The sequence below is a fragment of the Sulfidibacter corallicola genome (assembly GCF_017498545.1).
Classification (GTDB): Bacteria; Acidobacteriota; Holophagae; order Acanthopleuribacterales; family Acanthopleuribacteraceae; genus Sulfidibacter; species Sulfidibacter corallicola.
Map to the genome: position 1 here is coordinate 10,359,017 of NZ_CP071793.1, position 17,942 is coordinate 10,376,958.

Here is a 17,942-nt window from a genome sequence, read left to right on the forward strand (position 1 = left end):
CGGCGACGAAGCGACCGTCCGGCGGAGACGCGCTCCGTCGTCCGGTCGCGGTGGGGTCAGGCGTCAGCGAACTTCCAAAAGCTCGATTTCAAAGGTGAGCAAGGCGTGCCCGGGGATGACGCCGGGGTACCCGCGCTCGCCGTAGCCCAATTCGGACTTGATGTAGACTTCCCATTTGGCGCCTTCCTTCATCATTTGCAGCGCCTCGGTCCAGCCGGCGATCACGCCGTTGACCGGAAATTCGGCGGGCGTGCCACGACGGTAGCTGGAATCGAATTCGGTGCCGTCGAGCAGGCGGCCGGCATAATGGACGCGAACCACATCGGTCGCGGAGGGCGATTTGCCCTTGCCGTCGACGATCACTTTGTATTGCAGTCCGGATTCGGTGGTGTTCACATCGTCCTTTTTGCCGTTTTCGGCGAGGAAATCGATGCCGGCTTGTTTGTGGTCGGTCATGGGTATTCCTTTGTGTGCTGTGTATTTCCGATGAAGGGTCACCGGATGGGCGGCCACATCCGCGGCGACGGACGGACGCCGAACGGGGCTACCATACCACGGCTGGCCAATTTTCGCCGAAATCCGATGCCCCGACGTCACGCCTCGTGGCGATCTCACGCAGCCGTGTGGCCGACTCGACCGACAACCCGCACCGAAACGCCAAACGGCGCCCGGAACCCGAGAGGCGGTCCCCCGATCCCCAATTGGTGCCAAACAATCGCGAGAAGCGGCTCGTAGGAGTTCCTTATTCGGATTTCTTCAATTCAATCCATGTTGAGATGCCATCGATTTCTAAAGAATGACCAGAGGTGCCAAACGGTCAGAGCTGCTTTAGAGCGAGCTATTTTCGGAATGGGAACAGGTGTTTGATCAAACGAGAGAAAGGGTACTCGATCGCATGCGTCATCCGCTCGAAACCCTAACGAACGCAACGGCTCCTTCCGCTTTGGCCCACGTTTTCGATTCAATTTGTGAATTAGGAGCTCGTTAATCATGATTCGCTTGATATTGGTTTTTTTATTGGTTGCACCATTCTCGGCGGCGCTTGCCAAAAACAAACGAGAAGCAGGTTCGGCCTCCCCGGCAGTGAACGGCGAGTGGCCCTGTTTTCGGGGACCGAGCCATGACAGTACCGTTCGCGACAAAGAAATTTTTTCACAGGGATTCGGATTGGAACAGGCCTGGAAGAAACCCTTGGGTTCAGGATATTCCTCGGTTTCCATCGGTTCGGGTATCGCGGTGACGCTGTACGGCGGCGAAACCCGCGATTACGCCGTGGCCTTCGACGCCCTCTCCGGTGACAAGCGCTGGTCCTACGACATCGGCGAGGCTTATAAAGGCGTGGGCGGCTCCTATGACGGACCGCTGGCCACACCGCTGATCGACGGCGACCGGGTCTACGCTTTGGGCCCCCGTGGCGATCTGTTCGCTTTGAACGCCCAATCGGGCAAAGAAATCTTCCGCCTGAATATCAAAGATTTGGGCGCCAACGAGCCCCGTTTCGGGTTTACGTCCTCCCCCTTGGTGGTCGGCGAGGTGCTGATCGTGCACGTGGGCGGTCCCGAAGCCAAAGCCGGCCTCATCGGCTTGGACAAACGAACGGGAAAGCAGCTCTGGGCCGGTCCCGCCTTCTATACCACCTACGATACGGGTAGCATGGTCCGTCTCTTGGGCAAGGACCAATTCGCCGTATGCGCCGATAAAAAAATGGTGGGCGTGGATCCCCAAAACGGGCAACAACTCTGGGAATTCGAGACGGACCTGAACTATGGCGGTCACATCACCCAGGTGTCGGACGACAAATTGTATATCCATCCCAGTGATTACCAGGCCGAGGGGATGTTGCTCGAGGTTTCCCGCGAGAACGATACCTACGGCTTCGAGATCCTGTGGAGAACTCGCGAGCTGGGAAAAGGGTTCGGTATGGTGCTTCACCACAAGGGCTACCTCTACGGCTATAGCGGACGGTTCATGACATGTATCGATGTGGCCACCGGTTCGCGGCAATGGAAATCGCGTCCGCCAGGTCCGGGTTTCCTGATTCTGCTCGACGATCACCTGGTTGCGGTGACACGCAAGGGCAGCGTTCACCTGATCGAGGCGACCCATGAAGCCTACCGGGAAAAAGCCAGCCTGGAAGTGTTCGACGAGGTGGCCTACAACCCGGCCGCCTTCGCTCACGGAAAACTGTACGTGCGCTCGATGAAATCCATCGCGGCACTGAACGTCGGCAACCGAAAGGAAAGCGTGATCGCCGACAAGGGCGAAGGAACCCTGCCGAACTCCCGGTTTGCCGCCACCGTGAAGAAATTGGAAAAGGCCACCGATCAAAAGGCCGCGATCGACAAGTTCATGGCCAAGCAAAAGCGGTTTCCCATCATCGAGGGCGATGACACCGCCCACGTGATCTATCGCGGCCCGGCCGAGGATGCCGCATTGAGGGCCCAATCCCTGGGACATGGCCGGGAAATCCCCATGCGACGTGTCGGGGACAGCGACCTGTTTTACTATTCCTTCGAATTGGACCCCGCCGCTCACATCACGTACTCCATTTCCACCAATTTCGGCGAAGCGACGGTCGATGCCCTCAACCCCCACAGCGCCAAGCTCATGTGGGATGACGAGAGCCTATCGATCCTCGCCATGCCGCGGTTTTCGGACAGCAATCACCTGGCTGAAACTTCACTTGCCGATCCGGCTGCCAAGGGTCGTATCGAAGAATTCGAATTGGAAAGCGAACACACCGGCCACAAACGCAAATACAAGGTGTATTTGCCGGCCGGCTACGACACATCGGAAACCCGCTACCCGGTGGTTTATGTGGACTACGGTTTTTCGGCCTTGGACAAGGGGCTGATGGCCCGGACCCTCGACCGAACCATCGGCAAGCGGATTCAACCCTTGATCGCCGTGTTCGTCCCGCCCCAGCCCAATCTCTATGCGGAGCGGGATTTGGAGAGCGGCAAGAAGTTCGCCGCCATGTTGGCCGAGGAGTTGGTGCCCCACGTCGACAAGACCTACCGCACCCGCGCCGAGAAGTCGGGCCGCGGGCTGATCGGTCACTATGGCTTGGCGCCCGCGACGCTCTATGCCGCCCTCGAATACCCTGACCGGTTCGGCAAGGTGGCCACCCAATCGGGCCTGTTCGAACAGGAATTTCAGGACATCGTGCTGACGGCAGCGGCCAAGATCGGCGGCGACAAACCCGATATCCTGCTGGAATGGGGTAGCTACGATCACCTGAACGACAGCCGTCGGGATGTTTCGGGCTGGCATGGGAAACTGGCCAAGTCCCTGAAGGAAAAAGGCTTGACGGTTCAATCCGTGGAAACCCCCATGGGCGTGGGCTGGGGCAATTGGCGCACGCGCCAGGACGACCTGCTCAAATGGTTGTTCCCGATCGAACAGAACTGATGCGACGTCACGCCCAATAACGTTTACCGGACCTCGGCGCCTTGGGCGCCGAGGCACCCGGCGTTCGATGACACGAGCGCATGAATCCCGGCGCCACGACAGCTCTCGATCCAATGGACCGAATCCAAGCTGGTACCCATCCCGAAGCAAGATCGGTGATGGGTATCGCTGCGTCTTGACGAAGCGTTGGGGGCCGAGGCGCCACGAGGGAGCGATTGGGCGAGGTCCCTTCCGTCCCAAGGCTCAGGGACCTCGCCCCAGGCACTTGACGTCACCTTCTTGCCTTTTTGCCGCGAAATATTGTCTATCGGACCACCTATTCCCTTGCCTCGCACTACGGTTTCCCGTAACATCTCGTTCTGTGTTAAAAAGATTTATCATTCAATGATTTCTAGTGTGTTCCTTTTGTGAACCATTCCCGCCCTTGGGAATAGAACTCTCGGATCACGTTCATCGCAATGGTTTGGGCCCGCCTCCGCGCGCGTCATTGCGAGAGCCCGATCGGTTCCGGTGGTTAGGGTGTATCGAAAGTACCTTTTGGGATAACCAATCGAACTTTGACCGGCGCGGTTACCGACGCCGGCACCATACAGGAGAACATGAGATGAAAAATTGGCTCGCCATAACGGCCGCGTTGGCGCTGATGACGATCAGTGTCGGTTGTGGCTCCAGTGCGAACGTCGAGGTCATCGATCTCAACACAGTGCTCGACGTGATGGTCCAGACCATGGATCAGCTCGCGGAAACCCCGGTGGAAAATGCCACCGAAGGTGAAAACCCAGAAGATGTGGTCGCGGTTGCCGAATCCGACAACGCCGAAGTGACCCACACCTTCCTTACGACTTATGCAAAGAACCTCAACGACGCCAAAGTCATGTCGAAGCCGGTCGGTATCTCGATGCGCGCCGACGGCGCGATCGAAGGCTTCACCGACGCCGATGGCGACGGCGCCATGGGAAGCAGCGACAAACAACTCTTCACGGTGGAAATCGATCAGGAACGCAGTCGTCTGATCGCGACCGATACGCAGAACAGCTACCACCGCGATCACGGGTTCCGCATCAGCCCCGGCGGCCTGTTCATGGGCTACATGCTTGGATCCATGCTGCATCGTCAGCGCGCGTCCGGCATCGCCCCCAGTCGTTTTTCCAACATGAAAATGAGTCCGTCCAACTACCACAGTTCCGCGGTCTCCAAGGCGCGCGCCCGCTCTTCGGGCGGTTCGCGCAGTTTCAGCAGCGGCAAGTAACGATGTGACGGACATCGGGGCCCGACCCACCCTGCGTTGGGTCCCGGTTTCGCGCCGTCGCGATCTCCCGCCTCCCGCCAGGCAGGCTCAGCAGGTCGTGCCATCCCGAGGGCCTCGATGGACCCACCCCTGTCACCCAAAGCCAATGCGGGGTCAACCGATGGGCCCGGTTGACCCATCCCTCGCGTCCCGAGCACGGCGCATGACTCGCCGTGTCCAGCCTCGCCCGCGCGTCCGATGCGGCAGAAGCATGCCTCCTGCCCGTTCGCGCACACTCGCTCCAAGCATCTGAGATAAAAGAGGAAAGCATGTCGCAATCGGAAGCCATCCAGGAAATCCCAGCCGGCGGGTTCGCATCCCCGCCCGACAGCGAAACGCCACCCACCGGGTCGATCGACGAGAACCTGAACCTCGATGCCGGCCAGGTCGGGGTGTTGCTGATTTCCATCGCCATCGTCGCCCTTTGCGGCATCGCCTACGAATTGATCATCGGCACGGTCTCCAGTTACCTGCTCGGCAACAGCGTCTACCAGTTTTCCCTGACCATCGGCCTGTTCATGTTCGCCATGGGCATCGGTTCCTACCTTTCCAAATGGCTGATGCGCGACCTGGTCACCAATTTCGTGCTGGTGGAAATCATCATCTCCCTGGTCGGCGGGGCCACCAGCATGATCCTGTTCCTTTCGTTTCCGCTGGTGATGGCGCTGTACCAGGTCATCATGTACAGCCTGATCCTGATCATCGGCTCCCTCGTCGGTCTCGAGATCCCGCTGCTGACCCGCATCATCAGCCGGCGCGACAGCCTGCGGTACTCGATCGCCCACGTGCTCTCGCTGGACTACATCGGCGCCCTGATCGGCTCCGTATCCTTCCCGCTGATCCTGCTGCCGTTTCTGGGGCTGATCCGCTCCTCTTTCGCCATCGGCCTGCTCAACATCGGGATCGCGATCATCAACGTCTTCGTGTTCCGCAAGTACCTGCGGTACCCCCGCTTGATGGGCGCCTTGGCGGTGTCCACGGCGGTGATGCTGATCGCGGCCATGGTCGGCGGCTCGCGGCTCACCAGTTTCGCCGAGCAATTCCTCTACAGCGACCAGATCGTGTTCAGCAAGCAGACGCCCTATCAGCGCATCATCCTGACCCGTTCGTTGCAGGACGGCGATTACCGCCTCTACCTCGACGGCCACATCCAGTTCAGCCAGCGCGACGAGTACCGCTACCACGAGAGCCTGGTCCATCCGGTCATGTCTTTCGAAGGTTCGCGCGAGCAAGTGCTCATCCTCGGTGGCGGGGACGGCATGGCCGCCCGCGAACTGCTGAAGTACGAGGACGTGGCGGAGATCCACCTGGTGGACATCGATCCCGAGATGACGCGGCTGTGTCGCGAGCAGCCCACCTTGCGCGCACTGAATGGCGGCGCCCTGAACGATCCACGCGTCAAGGTCTTCAACCAGGACGCCTTCACCTTCGTCAGGCAGCCGGGCATTCAGTACGACCGGGTGATCATCGACCTGCCGGACCCTCACAACGAGGCGCTCAACAAGCTGTACGCGCGCGAGTTCTACACCATGCTGGAAGCCCGCATGAAGCCGGACGGGTACCTGGTTTCGCAGAGTTCGTCGCCCTACTTCACCCGCAAGAGTTACTGGTGTATCGCCGAAACCATGAAGGCCGCGGGGTTCCATCTCTACAGCTACCACGCCACGGTACCCAGTTTCAGCATCTGGGGTTTTCACATCGCAACGCCCCGAGGTCCGATCCAACCGCCCGAAGATATCGAGGTACCCACCCGCTACATGACCGGCGACATGCTGCGCACGGGGTCGGTGTTCCCGCGCGACATGGGGCCGCTGGAGGTGCCGGTCAATACGATCATGCACCCCAAGTTGTACCATTTCTACATGCAGGAGCTGCGGGCGCCGGTAAGCGAAAGGGCGGAGGCGCTTCAGTTTTAGTGGGCTAAGTGTTGAGTCTGAATGAGGTCTTTTTTTTACCACGGAGGGCACGGAGAACGCAGAGAGTCACATGCGTGCGCTTCCCCTATGGTACCTACCTGGGTTTGAAAGCCCACAGAGCCTTCATGAGATAAAAACGCACTCGGCTCAATCGACAGGGCCAGTGTCAACATTTACATACTGCTTCTCCAGACCTCCCCAACGATGAGTGTCTCAATCAACGAGAACGCCAAATCAAAATAAGTGCAATATTATCAGCGACCTCCGCGAACTCTATGGTAAAAGAAATCTCCTCCCCCCTAACGCAAAAGCATACTATGCGCCCTCTCCCTCCGAACCAATCCCCAGGCTGAGCAGCGATTGCCCCTCACGCAGCATCAGCCCCGCCGCGAGCGGTTCCCTCAACCTCTCCAGGACCTCCTCCTCGCTGACGGGACGCCCCTCCGCCTCCGCCGCGACCCCGCACAGGTGTTTCAACCCCTTGATCCCGTCACAGGCCAGGTACAGCGCTCGTTGCGTCGCGTCCAACGTGTGCAGCGGCAAGGTCGCGTTGGGTCGGCGATCGAAAATCATCATGTGGTCGCCCTTGTCCAATGACAAAAGCATGCTGGCCTCCGCATGGTCCTTCCAGAACGCGATCGCCTCGCGCAACGGCTGCGCCTGCGCCTCGGGATCACGGGCCGCCCGGTATTCGTAATCGAAGTAGTAGGCCAGGTTGGAGAGCGTATCCGCTTCGAACGGATAGATGTGCCCGTAGGATGCAGCCGGCTCGACCGCCGCGAATCCCAGGGCCTCCGCCTCGTGGAAATTGGGGCTGAAGCGATCCATGCGAATACGGGTCACGGTCAGCGGCGGCGGCAGGTGCACGATGGTCGGCAAGATGCGGAGCAGTTCGGCATAATCTTCGTTCGTCTCGCCTGGAAACCCGTAGAGGAAATTCCAGTTCACCTTGATCCCCAGCACGCGACACCACTTGAGCAACTGCACGTTCTGAAGCGCCGAAACGCCCTTTCGCATGATGTGCAGCACGTGACTGCTGAGACTTTCGATGCCCGGTTGAATCTCGCCGATCCCGGCCTTCTTGAGCAGTCGAAGCTGCGCCTTCTTCATGTTGGCCTTCACCTCGTAGAACAGCTCCAATTCCAGATCGCTTTCGGCCAGACGCGGCAACAGGTTTCGGAAGTATTTCCAATCCAGAATGTTGTCCACCGACACCACCGGTCGATCGGGGTACAGGTCGGCCAGCCGCTTCAGCTCGTCGATGGTGCGGTCGGGCGATTTGGAGCGGTAGGTCATGCCGAGCCCGTTCATGCCGCAGAAGGTGCAGTGGTTGCGCTCACCCCACCAACAGCCGCGCGAACTCTCGAACAACAGTTTGAGCCGAAGCTTGGCGCGCCCCGGGAAATGGCGGCGCCAGCTCCGAAAGAAGCTGTCGAAGCGCGGCAACGGTAGGTCGTCCATCCGACGCACCAGGGGGGCCGAAGGTGGGTTTTGCGGGAGCGCGTCGCCGGCCTGACGCAGCCACGCTCGGGTGAAGACGCCCGCGATGCCCTCCGGCTCGCGCCCTGCCATCACGGCCGAGACCAGGTCGCGAACCACGTGATCGGCTTCGCCGTTGACCACCGCATCGATAAAGGGGAATTGCCGCAGGGTTTCGAGACCCATCACGCCTTCGACGTTGGCCCCGCCGAACAGGATGTACAGATCCGGTCGGCGTTGGGCGAGTCTTTTGGCCAGGGCGAGCGAGGCCACCTGCTGCTGAAAAATGGAGGTGAAGCCGACGATCGTCGGGCGGCGCGCGAGTATCTCCTCGGCGCACGCGTCCAGGAAGCCATCCAGCAGATCGGTAACGGCCGAGATGTCGCGAAACACGTTGTACGGCAGCAGGGGCACATCCGCGTTCATGGCCCTGAAAAACGCATCGCCTGGCCGCGTTCGGTCGGGAAAGAGACAGGGTCGAAAAAGCCACTCGGCCAGCAGCGTCTTGTTCTCGGGTTTCCCGAACGACAACCACTGATAGGTTTCCAGGCCGAGCAGACGGGCCAGGTGAATGGAAAAATGCTCGATGACCACGTCGTACGGGTCGAGCGCGGATTGGAGCAGGGACAAGCCCAGCGACGGCCAGCGCACGGAGCCGAACGGCATGTTGACCAGTACCACGTCGGCGGGATCGAGCGCTCCCGATTCGATTGGCGCGGGTTCGCTGGCGGGCGGGGTGGGTACTTGGAGGCGGAGCATCACGGCGTGGGGATCCGCCGCATCCGCGAACAGCAGGTCGGCGACCTCTGCCGCGGGTGTGCCTTCCCAGGTCAACAACAGGGGTTTTCGTTCACTGAACGCGCGGCAGAACGGCAGGAAGAGCGTCACCCCTTGCCGGGCTTCCTCGTCGGTGACCAGGGCGCGCACGGGGCCGATGCGGCAGTGTACCCGCTCGCCCTCTTCCAGCGCGGACAACCGGCGCGCCAAGTGACCCGCTTCGCAGCTCAATCCCCAGATGACGCGTGGATCCAGGGAGGTACGGCGCAACGCCGCGGCCAGACGGTGCTCGAAGACCGAGATCGGTGCGTCCAGGCGAAGATCGCAGGCGACCAGCGCACCGACCTCCGATTCCAGCTCCCAGGCGTCCAGAGGCCAGTCGTGTCCCATCCAGGCATGACCGCGCTCTCGAGCGGCCAGAATGGTGTCGGGATTCAAGTCGGAGAGCACGGCATCGGCGGCCGGCTTTTGGCCCGACGAGGCGCGCGGGCGAGAAAAAAGGTGAGACGCGGAATTCATAGAAAAACCTACAATGCGGTGGACCGAGCTGTTTCCAGAAAGGGCCCTTTTCGAGGTGAACGCGTCGAATCGACGGGTCAGCGATCGGAGCCGCTTCCAACAACCGGGTTTCGAGTTTCGAGTAAACGCTTGTCGCCGCTTTTCTTGTCGAAAACGGTCATTCGAAACCCGATGCGGTCCTCATTCGTTGGGCCGACAGCACACTTCGTTGCGGATGCGGATAGGTCTCGAATTTTCAGAGTGTGAGATAAAGCACATTATAGCTTGACTCAAAATATATTTTTTGGGAATCTAAAATTGTCCCCATTTCATAGGCTTACCCACGCAACGCACCTTGAGCGACGTGTGGCAGTGCGTCGTGCCATCGGGTACGAGCAAAACGTTGGGGAGACCCGATCGTCGTCCGCTCCGAGCGGCGGCGGACGGTTTCTCGGTCGATCGGTCGAAGTGTTTCCAAATCAACGGGTGGAGGTCCTTCCATGGCATCGAATGTAGATCGTCTTCATGCAGCGGGTGTTATCGACAAATCGAAATTGAACAAAGATCAAAAAAACGCGATCAACGGCTTGTCCGAAGAGGAATGCAACAGCTTGATCGTGATTTCCAGTAAACTCAAATCCGAGATCACCGATCCGGACGACCACGAGTTGACCTTCTTCTCTTGACCATGAGACGCGAAGAACCATCCATGAACCATGCGAACCGACTCGCCGAAAAAACCAAGTTCATGCGCGCGAGGACCTTTCACGTCACCACCCAGTTCCTGCGCCACGACCACCTGGCCCAATTGTTTCCCGAATTCCTCTTTCGGAGCCAGTGCATCGTGCGTGCGATCGTGCCCCTGATGGAGGAAGCGATCCGGGTGGCGCGCCAGCATCCGGAAGACCCGGTCAGCACCCCCTTGATCGACTACCTGCTTCAACACATCGAGGAGGAGCGCGATCACGACGAGTGGTGCATTCGGGACCTGGGCGCCTTGGGCATGACGCGCGCCGAGGTCTTCGCCCGCATGCCGCCACCCAACGTGGCCGCGATGGTCGGCGCCCAATACTATTGGGTTCGCCATCACCACCCGATCTCGATTTTGGGTTACCTGGCCTCGATCGAACTCTACCCGCCTTCGGTCCAGCAGATCGAGGAGATGATCCGGGCCACGGGCCTGCCGCGGCCGGCGTTCGAATCGATGCTGGTGCACGCACGCATCGATCAGGACCACAAAACCGAGTTGATCCAACACCTGAACGCCATGCCGCTCACCGAGGAACACCACGCCGTTTTGGAGCTGAGTTCCTTCCACACGTTTCGCTATTTGGCGTTGATCCTGGAAGACGTCCTCAAGCTGGCGCCGACCACGGAACCGGATACCGAACGGGAGCCCACGCCCGTCCAGGGGTGAGTGGCTCCGCGGAAGGCTCCTCAAACGTGACGGGCACTCCGCAACCGCCCGCATAGTTCCGCTTCCGTTGGCCGCGAACGGTGACCATCCACGCATGCGTCCGGCCACAGGCAAGGCCCATCCCAACATATCGCAACGCTGGGATGGGCTCGCCCCGGGTCGCGCTGGAGGTGCGACCGGACGTCACTTTGGACCACAACTTATTTAAAACGCGCGCCTTGGCGCGCCACCAGCAGGGACCCTGTAAGGGTCACACATTTCAGCGAAGGCGGTCCGGCGATCCGGTTAAGGAGCGAGCAGCGACGCAACCCTGGTTGCCTGGGGTTCCCGCATCCAGCCCTGAAGGGGCGGCTCCGCGAAGGGCCCCTCGAACATGACGTCAACTCCGCGACCGCCCGCATAGTTCCGCCCCGTTGGGGCTGGGTTCGGGAACCCCAAAGAACCAGGGTTGCGTCGGCGCTGCCTCCTTATCCCTTCGCTGTATTGTGTCGTCCCTTCAGGACGCCCGCTGGTGGCGCGCCTTCGGCGCGCGTTTTCATCAATGGTGGTCCAAACATTCGGCTGGCCATCCCTCCAGGATTGGCCGCGAACCGTGACCATCCACGCATCCGGTTGGGCTCGGACGATGACCATCCAAGCCTTCCGTTGGCCGCGAACGGTGACCATCCACGCATGCGTTCGGCCACAGGCAAGGCCCATCCCAACATATCGCAACGCTGGGATGGGCTCGCTCCGGGTCGCGCTGGAGGTGCGACCGGACGTCACTTTGGACCACAACTTATTTAAAACGCGCGCCTTGGCGCGCCACCAGCAGGGACCCTGTAAGGGTCACACATTTCAGCGAAGGCGGTCCGGCGATCCGGTTAAGGAGCCAACGGCGACGCAACCCTGGTTGCCTGGGGTTCCCGCATCCAGCCCTGGAAGGGCGGCTCCGCGAAGGGCTCCTCGCACGCCACGTGACCTCCGCAATAACAAAAAAGACTTTTCCACCAGCACTTGAGCGAAGCCACCACCTCTCCCCCGGCGGTGATCCGCTTTTTTTCGAGACGCGACAACGAAACCCGCCACACCAGGGGATTTCCTCCCCGGGCCGGCTCGCGGTAGAATACCGCATCCTCGTTCCTCCCCATGTTTTTCCATTTATGCATTCCCGCTCGCGTCACCCATACTTCCTTCCCACCGAGAGCGAGCGTCTTTTCACTACCTTGATTCAAAATCAGTCCCAAGGATGTAAGCTGAACATGGTTCAACATCATAAGTATCTCGTGCTCAAAGGCACCTTCCTTCTTTGTCTGCTCTTCTCTTCAACCTTCTCCCCAGCTCAGACCAATCCGGACTGGACCACCCACGGCCTGGAGGGTGAGTTCCACGATCTCGTCGCCGGCGCCAACGGGTACGTCCTGGTCGGCGAAGACACCAGCGGCACCGGCGCCATCTGGTACAGCGGTGACGGCGAACTCTGGGGCGACCCGGTGACGACCACCGATCAACGCCTCGAACACGTGGCCTGGAGCGGCACGGCCTACGTGGCCGCCGGCCGCAACGGCATCCTGTCCAGCTCCGACGGCGAAGCCTGGCTCGGCCGCCCCTTCGGCAGCGAAGGCATCCAAAGCCTGATCTGGGACGGCTCGCGCTTCCTCGCCCTGCTGATGAACGACGCGGTCCTGAGCGGCAGCGCCAACGGGCAGAACTGGTCGCAAATTCTGGATCCTCCCGGGTTCAACCTGCTGGATATGGCCAGCAACGGCAACCGCATCGTGTGTGTGACCCATGGAAACCTGTTGGTCGGCACGCTCGACGGCCAGTGGCAGACGCTCCCGATCACCGTCGAGGACCAGCGCGATCAGTTCCTGACCATCAACTGGAACGGCAGTCGATTCCTGGCTCGCGGCGAGGACGGCCTGACCGCCACCAGCGAGGACGGCCTCAACTGGTCGGTCTTCGACAACGAGAATGGCGATACCTCCAGAGCCCTGATCTGGGACGGCCAGAAATACATCGAAATCGACACCACGTCCCTGCGCGTGAGCCTGGATGGCGTCGAATGGACCAGCAGTCCCTTGCCGTTGCGCGACCAGGAATCCCCGCACAACCTGGTTCGCGCCGGCGACCGTTACTTCTTCCTGGCCGGCAGCGAGCGCCTGCTTGCGAGCGAAGACCTACAGGACTGGCACCACGTCTCTCCCAAACTCACCACCGACTACCGTGGTAAGTGGTTGGATGACCGCTTGTTCTGGATGGGAACCAACATGCTCAACACCACCGATGCGCGCACTTGGTACCCGCTCGACGCGCGCGTGGCGATGCGCGACGTGACCACCAACGGTACGCGCTTCGTCGCCGTCGGCGACAGCGGGACCGTCTATCTCTCCGACAACACCATCGATTGGCGCGAATACAGCACCGGCAGCGCGCTGAACCTGACCTCGGTCGTGTTCGCCGACAACCGCTTCTGGGCGCTCGGCGGCGACGCGGGCTACCTGTTCTCCAGCGCCGACGGAACCGCCTGGCGTACCGAGAACCAACGGTTCTCCGCCAACAGTTGGCTCTACCATCTCGACGACACGGCCACCGTGGTCGACAGCAAGGGCACCTGGCGCCTGAACAACGGATCCTGGCAGCTTTCGGCCCAACCGGCCCGCATGACCGCGACCCCCTTGGGTAATGGCCTCCACTACCTGGCCCTCGACGACGAGGACCTGGTTTTCAGCCGCGACGGCCGCCGCTGGTCCAGCGCCCACCTGCCACCCGAGGCCGACTCGGTCACCTCGCTGTGCCGCATCGACAGCGCCTTTCTGATCACCACCGACGCGGACATTCGCTACAGCTTCGACGGGCTTGCCTGGCAGACCCTGACCACCGACGTGCCGCCCTTCACCCCGATCTGGCTGGGCGCCATCGGCGACGCCAGCATCGCCGTCGACGCAACGGGCCGCTACGCGATCCACGAGTTGACCCTCACGCCGCCACCGGAACTCATCGAACCCACCCTCGTCGTCCCCTGGATCGTCAACAACGAACAATGGTCCAGCCGAGTGGCCTTTTTCAATCGCGGCGACACCTTCCGCGAAGTGTTGTTGCGGGCCGTCACCAGCGAAGGCCTGGTCCGCGAGGCCACGCTCGACATTCCGGCCAAGGGCGTGACCGCCCGCACGGCCGACATGTTGTTTCCCGAGCTCAGCGGCTACAGCCTCTTCGTGGTCAGCGAATCGTCCCTCATCACGGCCTCCTTCCTGACCTTCAACAACGAAGTTCAGTCCGGTGGCGAGTCGCCCTCCCAAACCGTCGGCCAGCCCGTGGACAAGACGACCGACACCCTGCTGTTCCCCTACCTGCCGGGTGACCAGGTGGCGGCGGTCGTTTTGGTGGCCCCCGAAGCGCGCGCCGATCGAACCCCGGTCCTGCTTCAGCGCTACCGATTGGATGGAACCCTGATCGACGAAGCCTCGATCGAGCTGACCGGAAGCCAACCCACCGCCCTGCTCATGTCGGACACCTTTCCCCAGGCGATCGACGACGACGAAACCGAGTTCGCCGTGCGTGCCACGGCCCGCAATGGCGCGCTGCTGAGCGGAACCACCTTCGTATTCAATCAGAATCGCCAGCCTTCGATGGCGGCCGCCCTTCCCTTGGAGGTGACGCCATGAGCCCTTTCATCCGACGTCACCACGCATCGCATTCCCTTCGCGAAGGAGTCCGTTCCACCATGCCCCATCGATCGAAATCCCGAACCGGCGCCAGTACACGGCGCACGCCTTCGGCAACCCTGGCCGTGGCCATCATGCTCTGCACCCTGCCCCTGTTCGCCATCGAATGGACACCCGTCGGCAACCCCTCCGCGATGGTGGGTGCCACCCGCTGGCTCGGCAGCCTGATCACCGTCGGCAACGACGACAGTCACGGCTGGATCAGTTCGAGCTTCGACACCCGCAATTGGGAACTGGAGGCCGCCGGCCCGCTGCAAACCTTTTCCTCCCTCGCCGTGGGGAACGGCCGCATGCTCGCGACCACCGACCACGGCACCGTCTGGTCCAGCACCAACGGCAATGAATGGTCCCAATACGCCACCGGCTTCTCCTCGTTGCGCAACCTGTTGTGGGCCCGTGGCCAGTGGTGGGCCCTGGCGTCCGATCGACTGATCGCCAGCGAGAACGGGCAGACCTGGGACGAAGTACCGCTCAACCTGGGCTTCGGAGAACCGGATTTCCTGCTGGACACCGGCCCGGCGCTGGTCATCGTCACCGACTTCAAAGAGGTCTACACTTCGGAAGACGGCAGTGACTGGACCCGTCAAGGCATCAGCGGCGACGTCGATCTGAACATGATCCTCCAGTTTCGTTGGGTGAACGATCGCATCGTCGGCATCGGCGGCCAGGGCGGAATCGTCACCAGCGAAGACGGCATCACCTGGACCCGGCACACCACCCCGACCAACGCCATCCTGCACGACGCGGCCGGGAACGATACCCTGAAGGTCGTGGTCGGCGACCAGGGCACGGTGCTGTACAGTGAAGACGACGCCACCTGGAACGAAGTGGAACTGCCCGGCGCACCGGACCTGGTGGCGCTTTCGTGGACCGGCGTCGAATTCGTGGCCGCGACCGGGGCCGGCGAGCTTTGGGTTTCGGGCAACGGCAGCACTTGGTCGGCGCGCGGGATCAACCCGTCCGCCCAGTTTCTCGACATCGCCGAGGGCGACGATACGCTGTTGGTTCTGGCCAGGGACATGTCGGGCGATCAACACCTGCTGCGCAGCGAGGACGGCGTCGAGTGGACGCGGCACGGGTCACCCTTGACCAATCAGGCGCAGGCGCTGACGTGGACCGGTCGCGGCTTCGCCCTGTTGGGCACCCGCGAGTTAGCCGTCAGCGAAGACGGCTCGGATTGGACCCGCGGCGCCTTCGGCAGCGGCGCCATGCAGGCCGTGGCCCAAAACGAGGAAACCTACCTGGCCATCGACACCCAAACCCTGTGGCGCAGCACCAACGCGGTCTCGTGGACACGTGTCTCCTCCGAGGACGCCCTGATCGACGACGCACGCGTGGTGTGGGACGGCGAACGGTTCGTACTGGTCTCGCGTTTGGGAACCGCCACCAGCAGCGACGGCGCTCAGTGGGCCACGCAAACCCGCACCGAATCGTTCACCCCGATGGAATTGCTGTACAGCGGCAGCCGGTTCCTGGCCATCGGCAAGAACGGCAAGATCAGCACCAGCACCAACGGCACCGACTGGACCACGCGCCGCTACCTCGGCGGCAATCGCGAGTTCCAATCGATGGTGTGGACCGGTTCCACGTTCCTCGCAAGCAGTGACGACGGCCATTTCCACGCCACGACGGCGGCCGATCACTGGACCTCGTGGCCGATGGACCTGAACGACACGACCTCCGCCTTCGCGTCCCACGAGAATCAGGTGATCGCGGCGGGCGCGGACCACCTGTGGCGGACGACGCAGACCTTCAATCCGAATCAAGCGGCGTTCGAGGCCCAGGTCGTGGTGCCCTGGGTCGTGGACAACGACCAGTGGACCAGCCGCATCGCCCTGACCAATCTGGAGCCGAACGGGTCCCTGGTGCGGTTCCGCGCCACGACCGGCCTGGGTGAGGTCGCCGAGCTGGAGCGTTGGTTGGAGCCGGATCAGGTGCGCGACTGGCAGGCCGAGGAGCTCTTCCCCGGCATGACCGGATACGCCCTGTCGGTGAGCACCTCCGAAACTCGGATTTTCGGTTCCTTCCTCACCTTCAATACCGAAGAAGCCAGCGGCGGCATGTCGCCCTCGCAAACCACGGCCTCGTCGATCGAACCGCTGACCGACAGCCTGGTCTTCGGCTATCTGCCGGCGGATCAGATCGCCGCGGTGGTGTTGGTCGCGCACGAGCCGCTCTCCACCCAAACGTCGGTCACGCTCTCGCTCTTCGGCGAGGGACAACAGGTGATCGCGGAACGAGAGCTGTTGCTCCAGGGTGAACGGCCGCGCGCGGAACTGCTCACGGGCCTGTTCGCCAACGTGGAAATCCCCGTCAACGCCTCGTTGATCGCGGTTTCGGCCAACGGGAGCCACATCGCGGGCACGACCTTCGTCTTCAACCAGCGACGCCAGCCCTCGATGGCGCGCGCCCTTTCCGTCGATCCCGACACGCTCCCCTAGTCGGAGGGATCCCGCCAGGGGCCACCCGCGCGACAATGTCGGCGCGGGTACCCACGGCGGGATGCCCCGTTCTGCCGGAACGGTAGACGCGAACCCATTTCCAATCCAAAAGGTGGACCTGCCATGATTCGCACACGCAACTTCCTGAATTTGCTGGTGATCCTGTCGGCCTTCGGGCTGACGGGCTGCGCCTCCGTCAAGCGCGTCACTTTCGAGACCGACGACCGTGGGGTGGTCGAGGCCGACATCTACGGCAAAGGTCCGCACGGATTGGTCCTGGCCCACGGCGGACGCTTCACCAAGGAGAGCTGGAAAGACCAGATCGATCCGTTCGTCGCGGCGGGTTTCCGCGTCGCGGCCATCAATTTCCGTGGACGCGGCGCCTCGCGCGGCGGGCCCGGCCCCAAATCGGAGGAGCTGTACCACCTGGACGTCCTGGCCGCGGTTCGCCACTTGCGCCAGACCGGCGCCGAAACCGTGTCGGTCGTGGGTGCCAGCTTCGGCGGCTGGGCCGCGGCCAAGGCGGTTGCCACCGACCCCGATCAGGTCGACCGACTGGTGTTGCTGGCTGCGTCGATCGACGACCCCGAGAAGGTGACCGGTCCCAAGCTGTTCATCCTGGCGCGCGAGGATTTCCGTGGCGGCGGCATCCTCCGGTTGCCCGAGATCCGCGACCAGTACGAGCGGGCGCCGGAGCCCAAGACGTGGGTGGTCCTGGAGGGCAAGGCCCACGCCCAGTTCCTTTTCGAAACCGAGCAGGGCGAGCGGGTGATGACGGAGATTCTGGATTTCCTGACGGCGCCGTGAGGGACCTCCACGCCAGGTCCGGCACGACAAGCCGCGGGTCGCGCTGGAGGTGCGACCGGACCTCTCTTTGGACCATCCCTACAGGATTGGCCTCGAACATCGAACAACCAAGCATCCCGTTTTTTCGAACATCGCCAAACCACACATCGATCGATCCGAACACCGGCCATCCGTTCAGGATGGGCCGCGACCGCTCGGCCA

At 61.8% G+C, this 17,942-nt stretch carries 10 protein-coding genes; 8 read left to right on the forward strand and 2 right to left on the reverse strand.

Features of this window, described 5'->3' with window-relative positions:
* Positions 1 to 63 precede the first annotated feature (63 nt).
* Positions 64 to 456, reverse strand: coding sequence for a BamJ family beta-barrel-assembly machinery protein (locus tag J3U87_RS31160; RefSeq protein WP_272932435.1), 393 nt, complete (start codon positions 454 to 456; stop codon positions 64 to 66).
* 735 nt (positions 457 to 1,191) lie between these two features.
* Between J3U87_RS31160 and J3U87_RS31165 the strand changes: the two genes are divergently transcribed.
* The 3 genes from J3U87_RS31165 (at position 1,192) to J3U87_RS31175 (ending at position 6,615) form a co-directional block, all read left to right on the forward strand.
* A complete protein-coding gene (locus J3U87_RS31165) occupies positions 1,192 to 3,411 on the forward strand; it encodes an outer membrane protein assembly factor BamB family protein (protein WP_237379710.1) in 2,220 nt (739 codons plus the stop codon).
* 604 nt (positions 3,412 to 4,015) lie between these two features.
* Complete coding sequence (locus tag J3U87_RS31170) at positions 4,016 to 4,660, forward strand: hypothetical protein (RefSeq protein WP_237379711.1); 645 nt, start codon at positions 4,016 to 4,018, stop codon at positions 4,658 to 4,660.
* 308 nt (positions 4,661 to 4,968) lie between these two features.
* Positions 4,969 to 6,615, forward strand: coding sequence for a polyamine aminopropyltransferase (locus J3U87_RS31175; protein ID WP_237379712.1), 1,647 nt, complete (start codon positions 4,969 to 4,971; stop codon positions 6,613 to 6,615).
* 315 nt (positions 6,616 to 6,930) lie between these two features.
* On the opposite strand, the gene J3U87_RS31180 is transcribed toward J3U87_RS31175, so the two are convergent.
* A complete protein-coding gene (locus J3U87_RS31180) occupies positions 6,931 to 9,390 on the reverse strand; it encodes a RiPP maturation radical SAM C-methyltransferase (protein ID WP_237379713.1) in 2,460 nt (819 codons plus the stop codon).
* 479 nt (positions 9,391 to 9,869) lie between these two features.
* On the opposite strand from J3U87_RS31180, the gene J3U87_RS31185 reads away from it, so the two are divergent.
* The 5 genes from J3U87_RS31185 (at position 9,870) to J3U87_RS31205 (ending at position 17,741) form a co-directional block, all read left to right on the forward strand.
* Positions 9,870 to 10,055 carry a hypothetical protein gene (locus J3U87_RS31185; protein WP_237379714.1) on the forward strand — a complete coding sequence of 62 codons (186 nt, stop codon included), beginning with the start codon at positions 9,870 to 9,872 and terminating at the stop codon, positions 10,053 to 10,055.
* Positions 10,056 to 10,078: 23 nt separating this feature from the next.
* On the forward strand, positions 10,079 to 10,786 hold the full coding sequence (locus J3U87_RS31190) for an iron-containing redox enzyme family protein (protein ID WP_237379715.1): 708 nt from the start codon (positions 10,079 to 10,081) through the stop codon (positions 10,784 to 10,786).
* Positions 10,787 to 12,027: 1,241 nt separating this feature from the next.
* A complete protein-coding gene (locus tag J3U87_RS31195; RefSeq protein ID WP_237379716.1) occupies positions 12,028 to 14,433 on the forward strand; it encodes a hypothetical protein in 2,406 nt (801 codons plus the stop codon).
* 59 nt (positions 14,434 to 14,492) lie between these two features.
* The gene (locus J3U87_RS31200; RefSeq protein ID WP_237379717.1) at positions 14,493 to 16,934 is read left to right on the forward strand and encodes a hypothetical protein; all 2,442 of its coding nucleotides are present in this window, start codon (positions 14,493 to 14,495) and stop codon (positions 16,932 to 16,934) included.
* Positions 16,935 to 17,057: 123 nt separating this feature from the next.
* Positions 17,058 to 17,741, forward strand: a complete 684-nt coding sequence (locus J3U87_RS31205; RefSeq protein WP_237379718.1) for an alpha/beta hydrolase — start codon at positions 17,058 to 17,060, stop codon at positions 17,739 to 17,741.
* Positions 17,742 to 17,942: the final 201 nt, after the last annotated feature.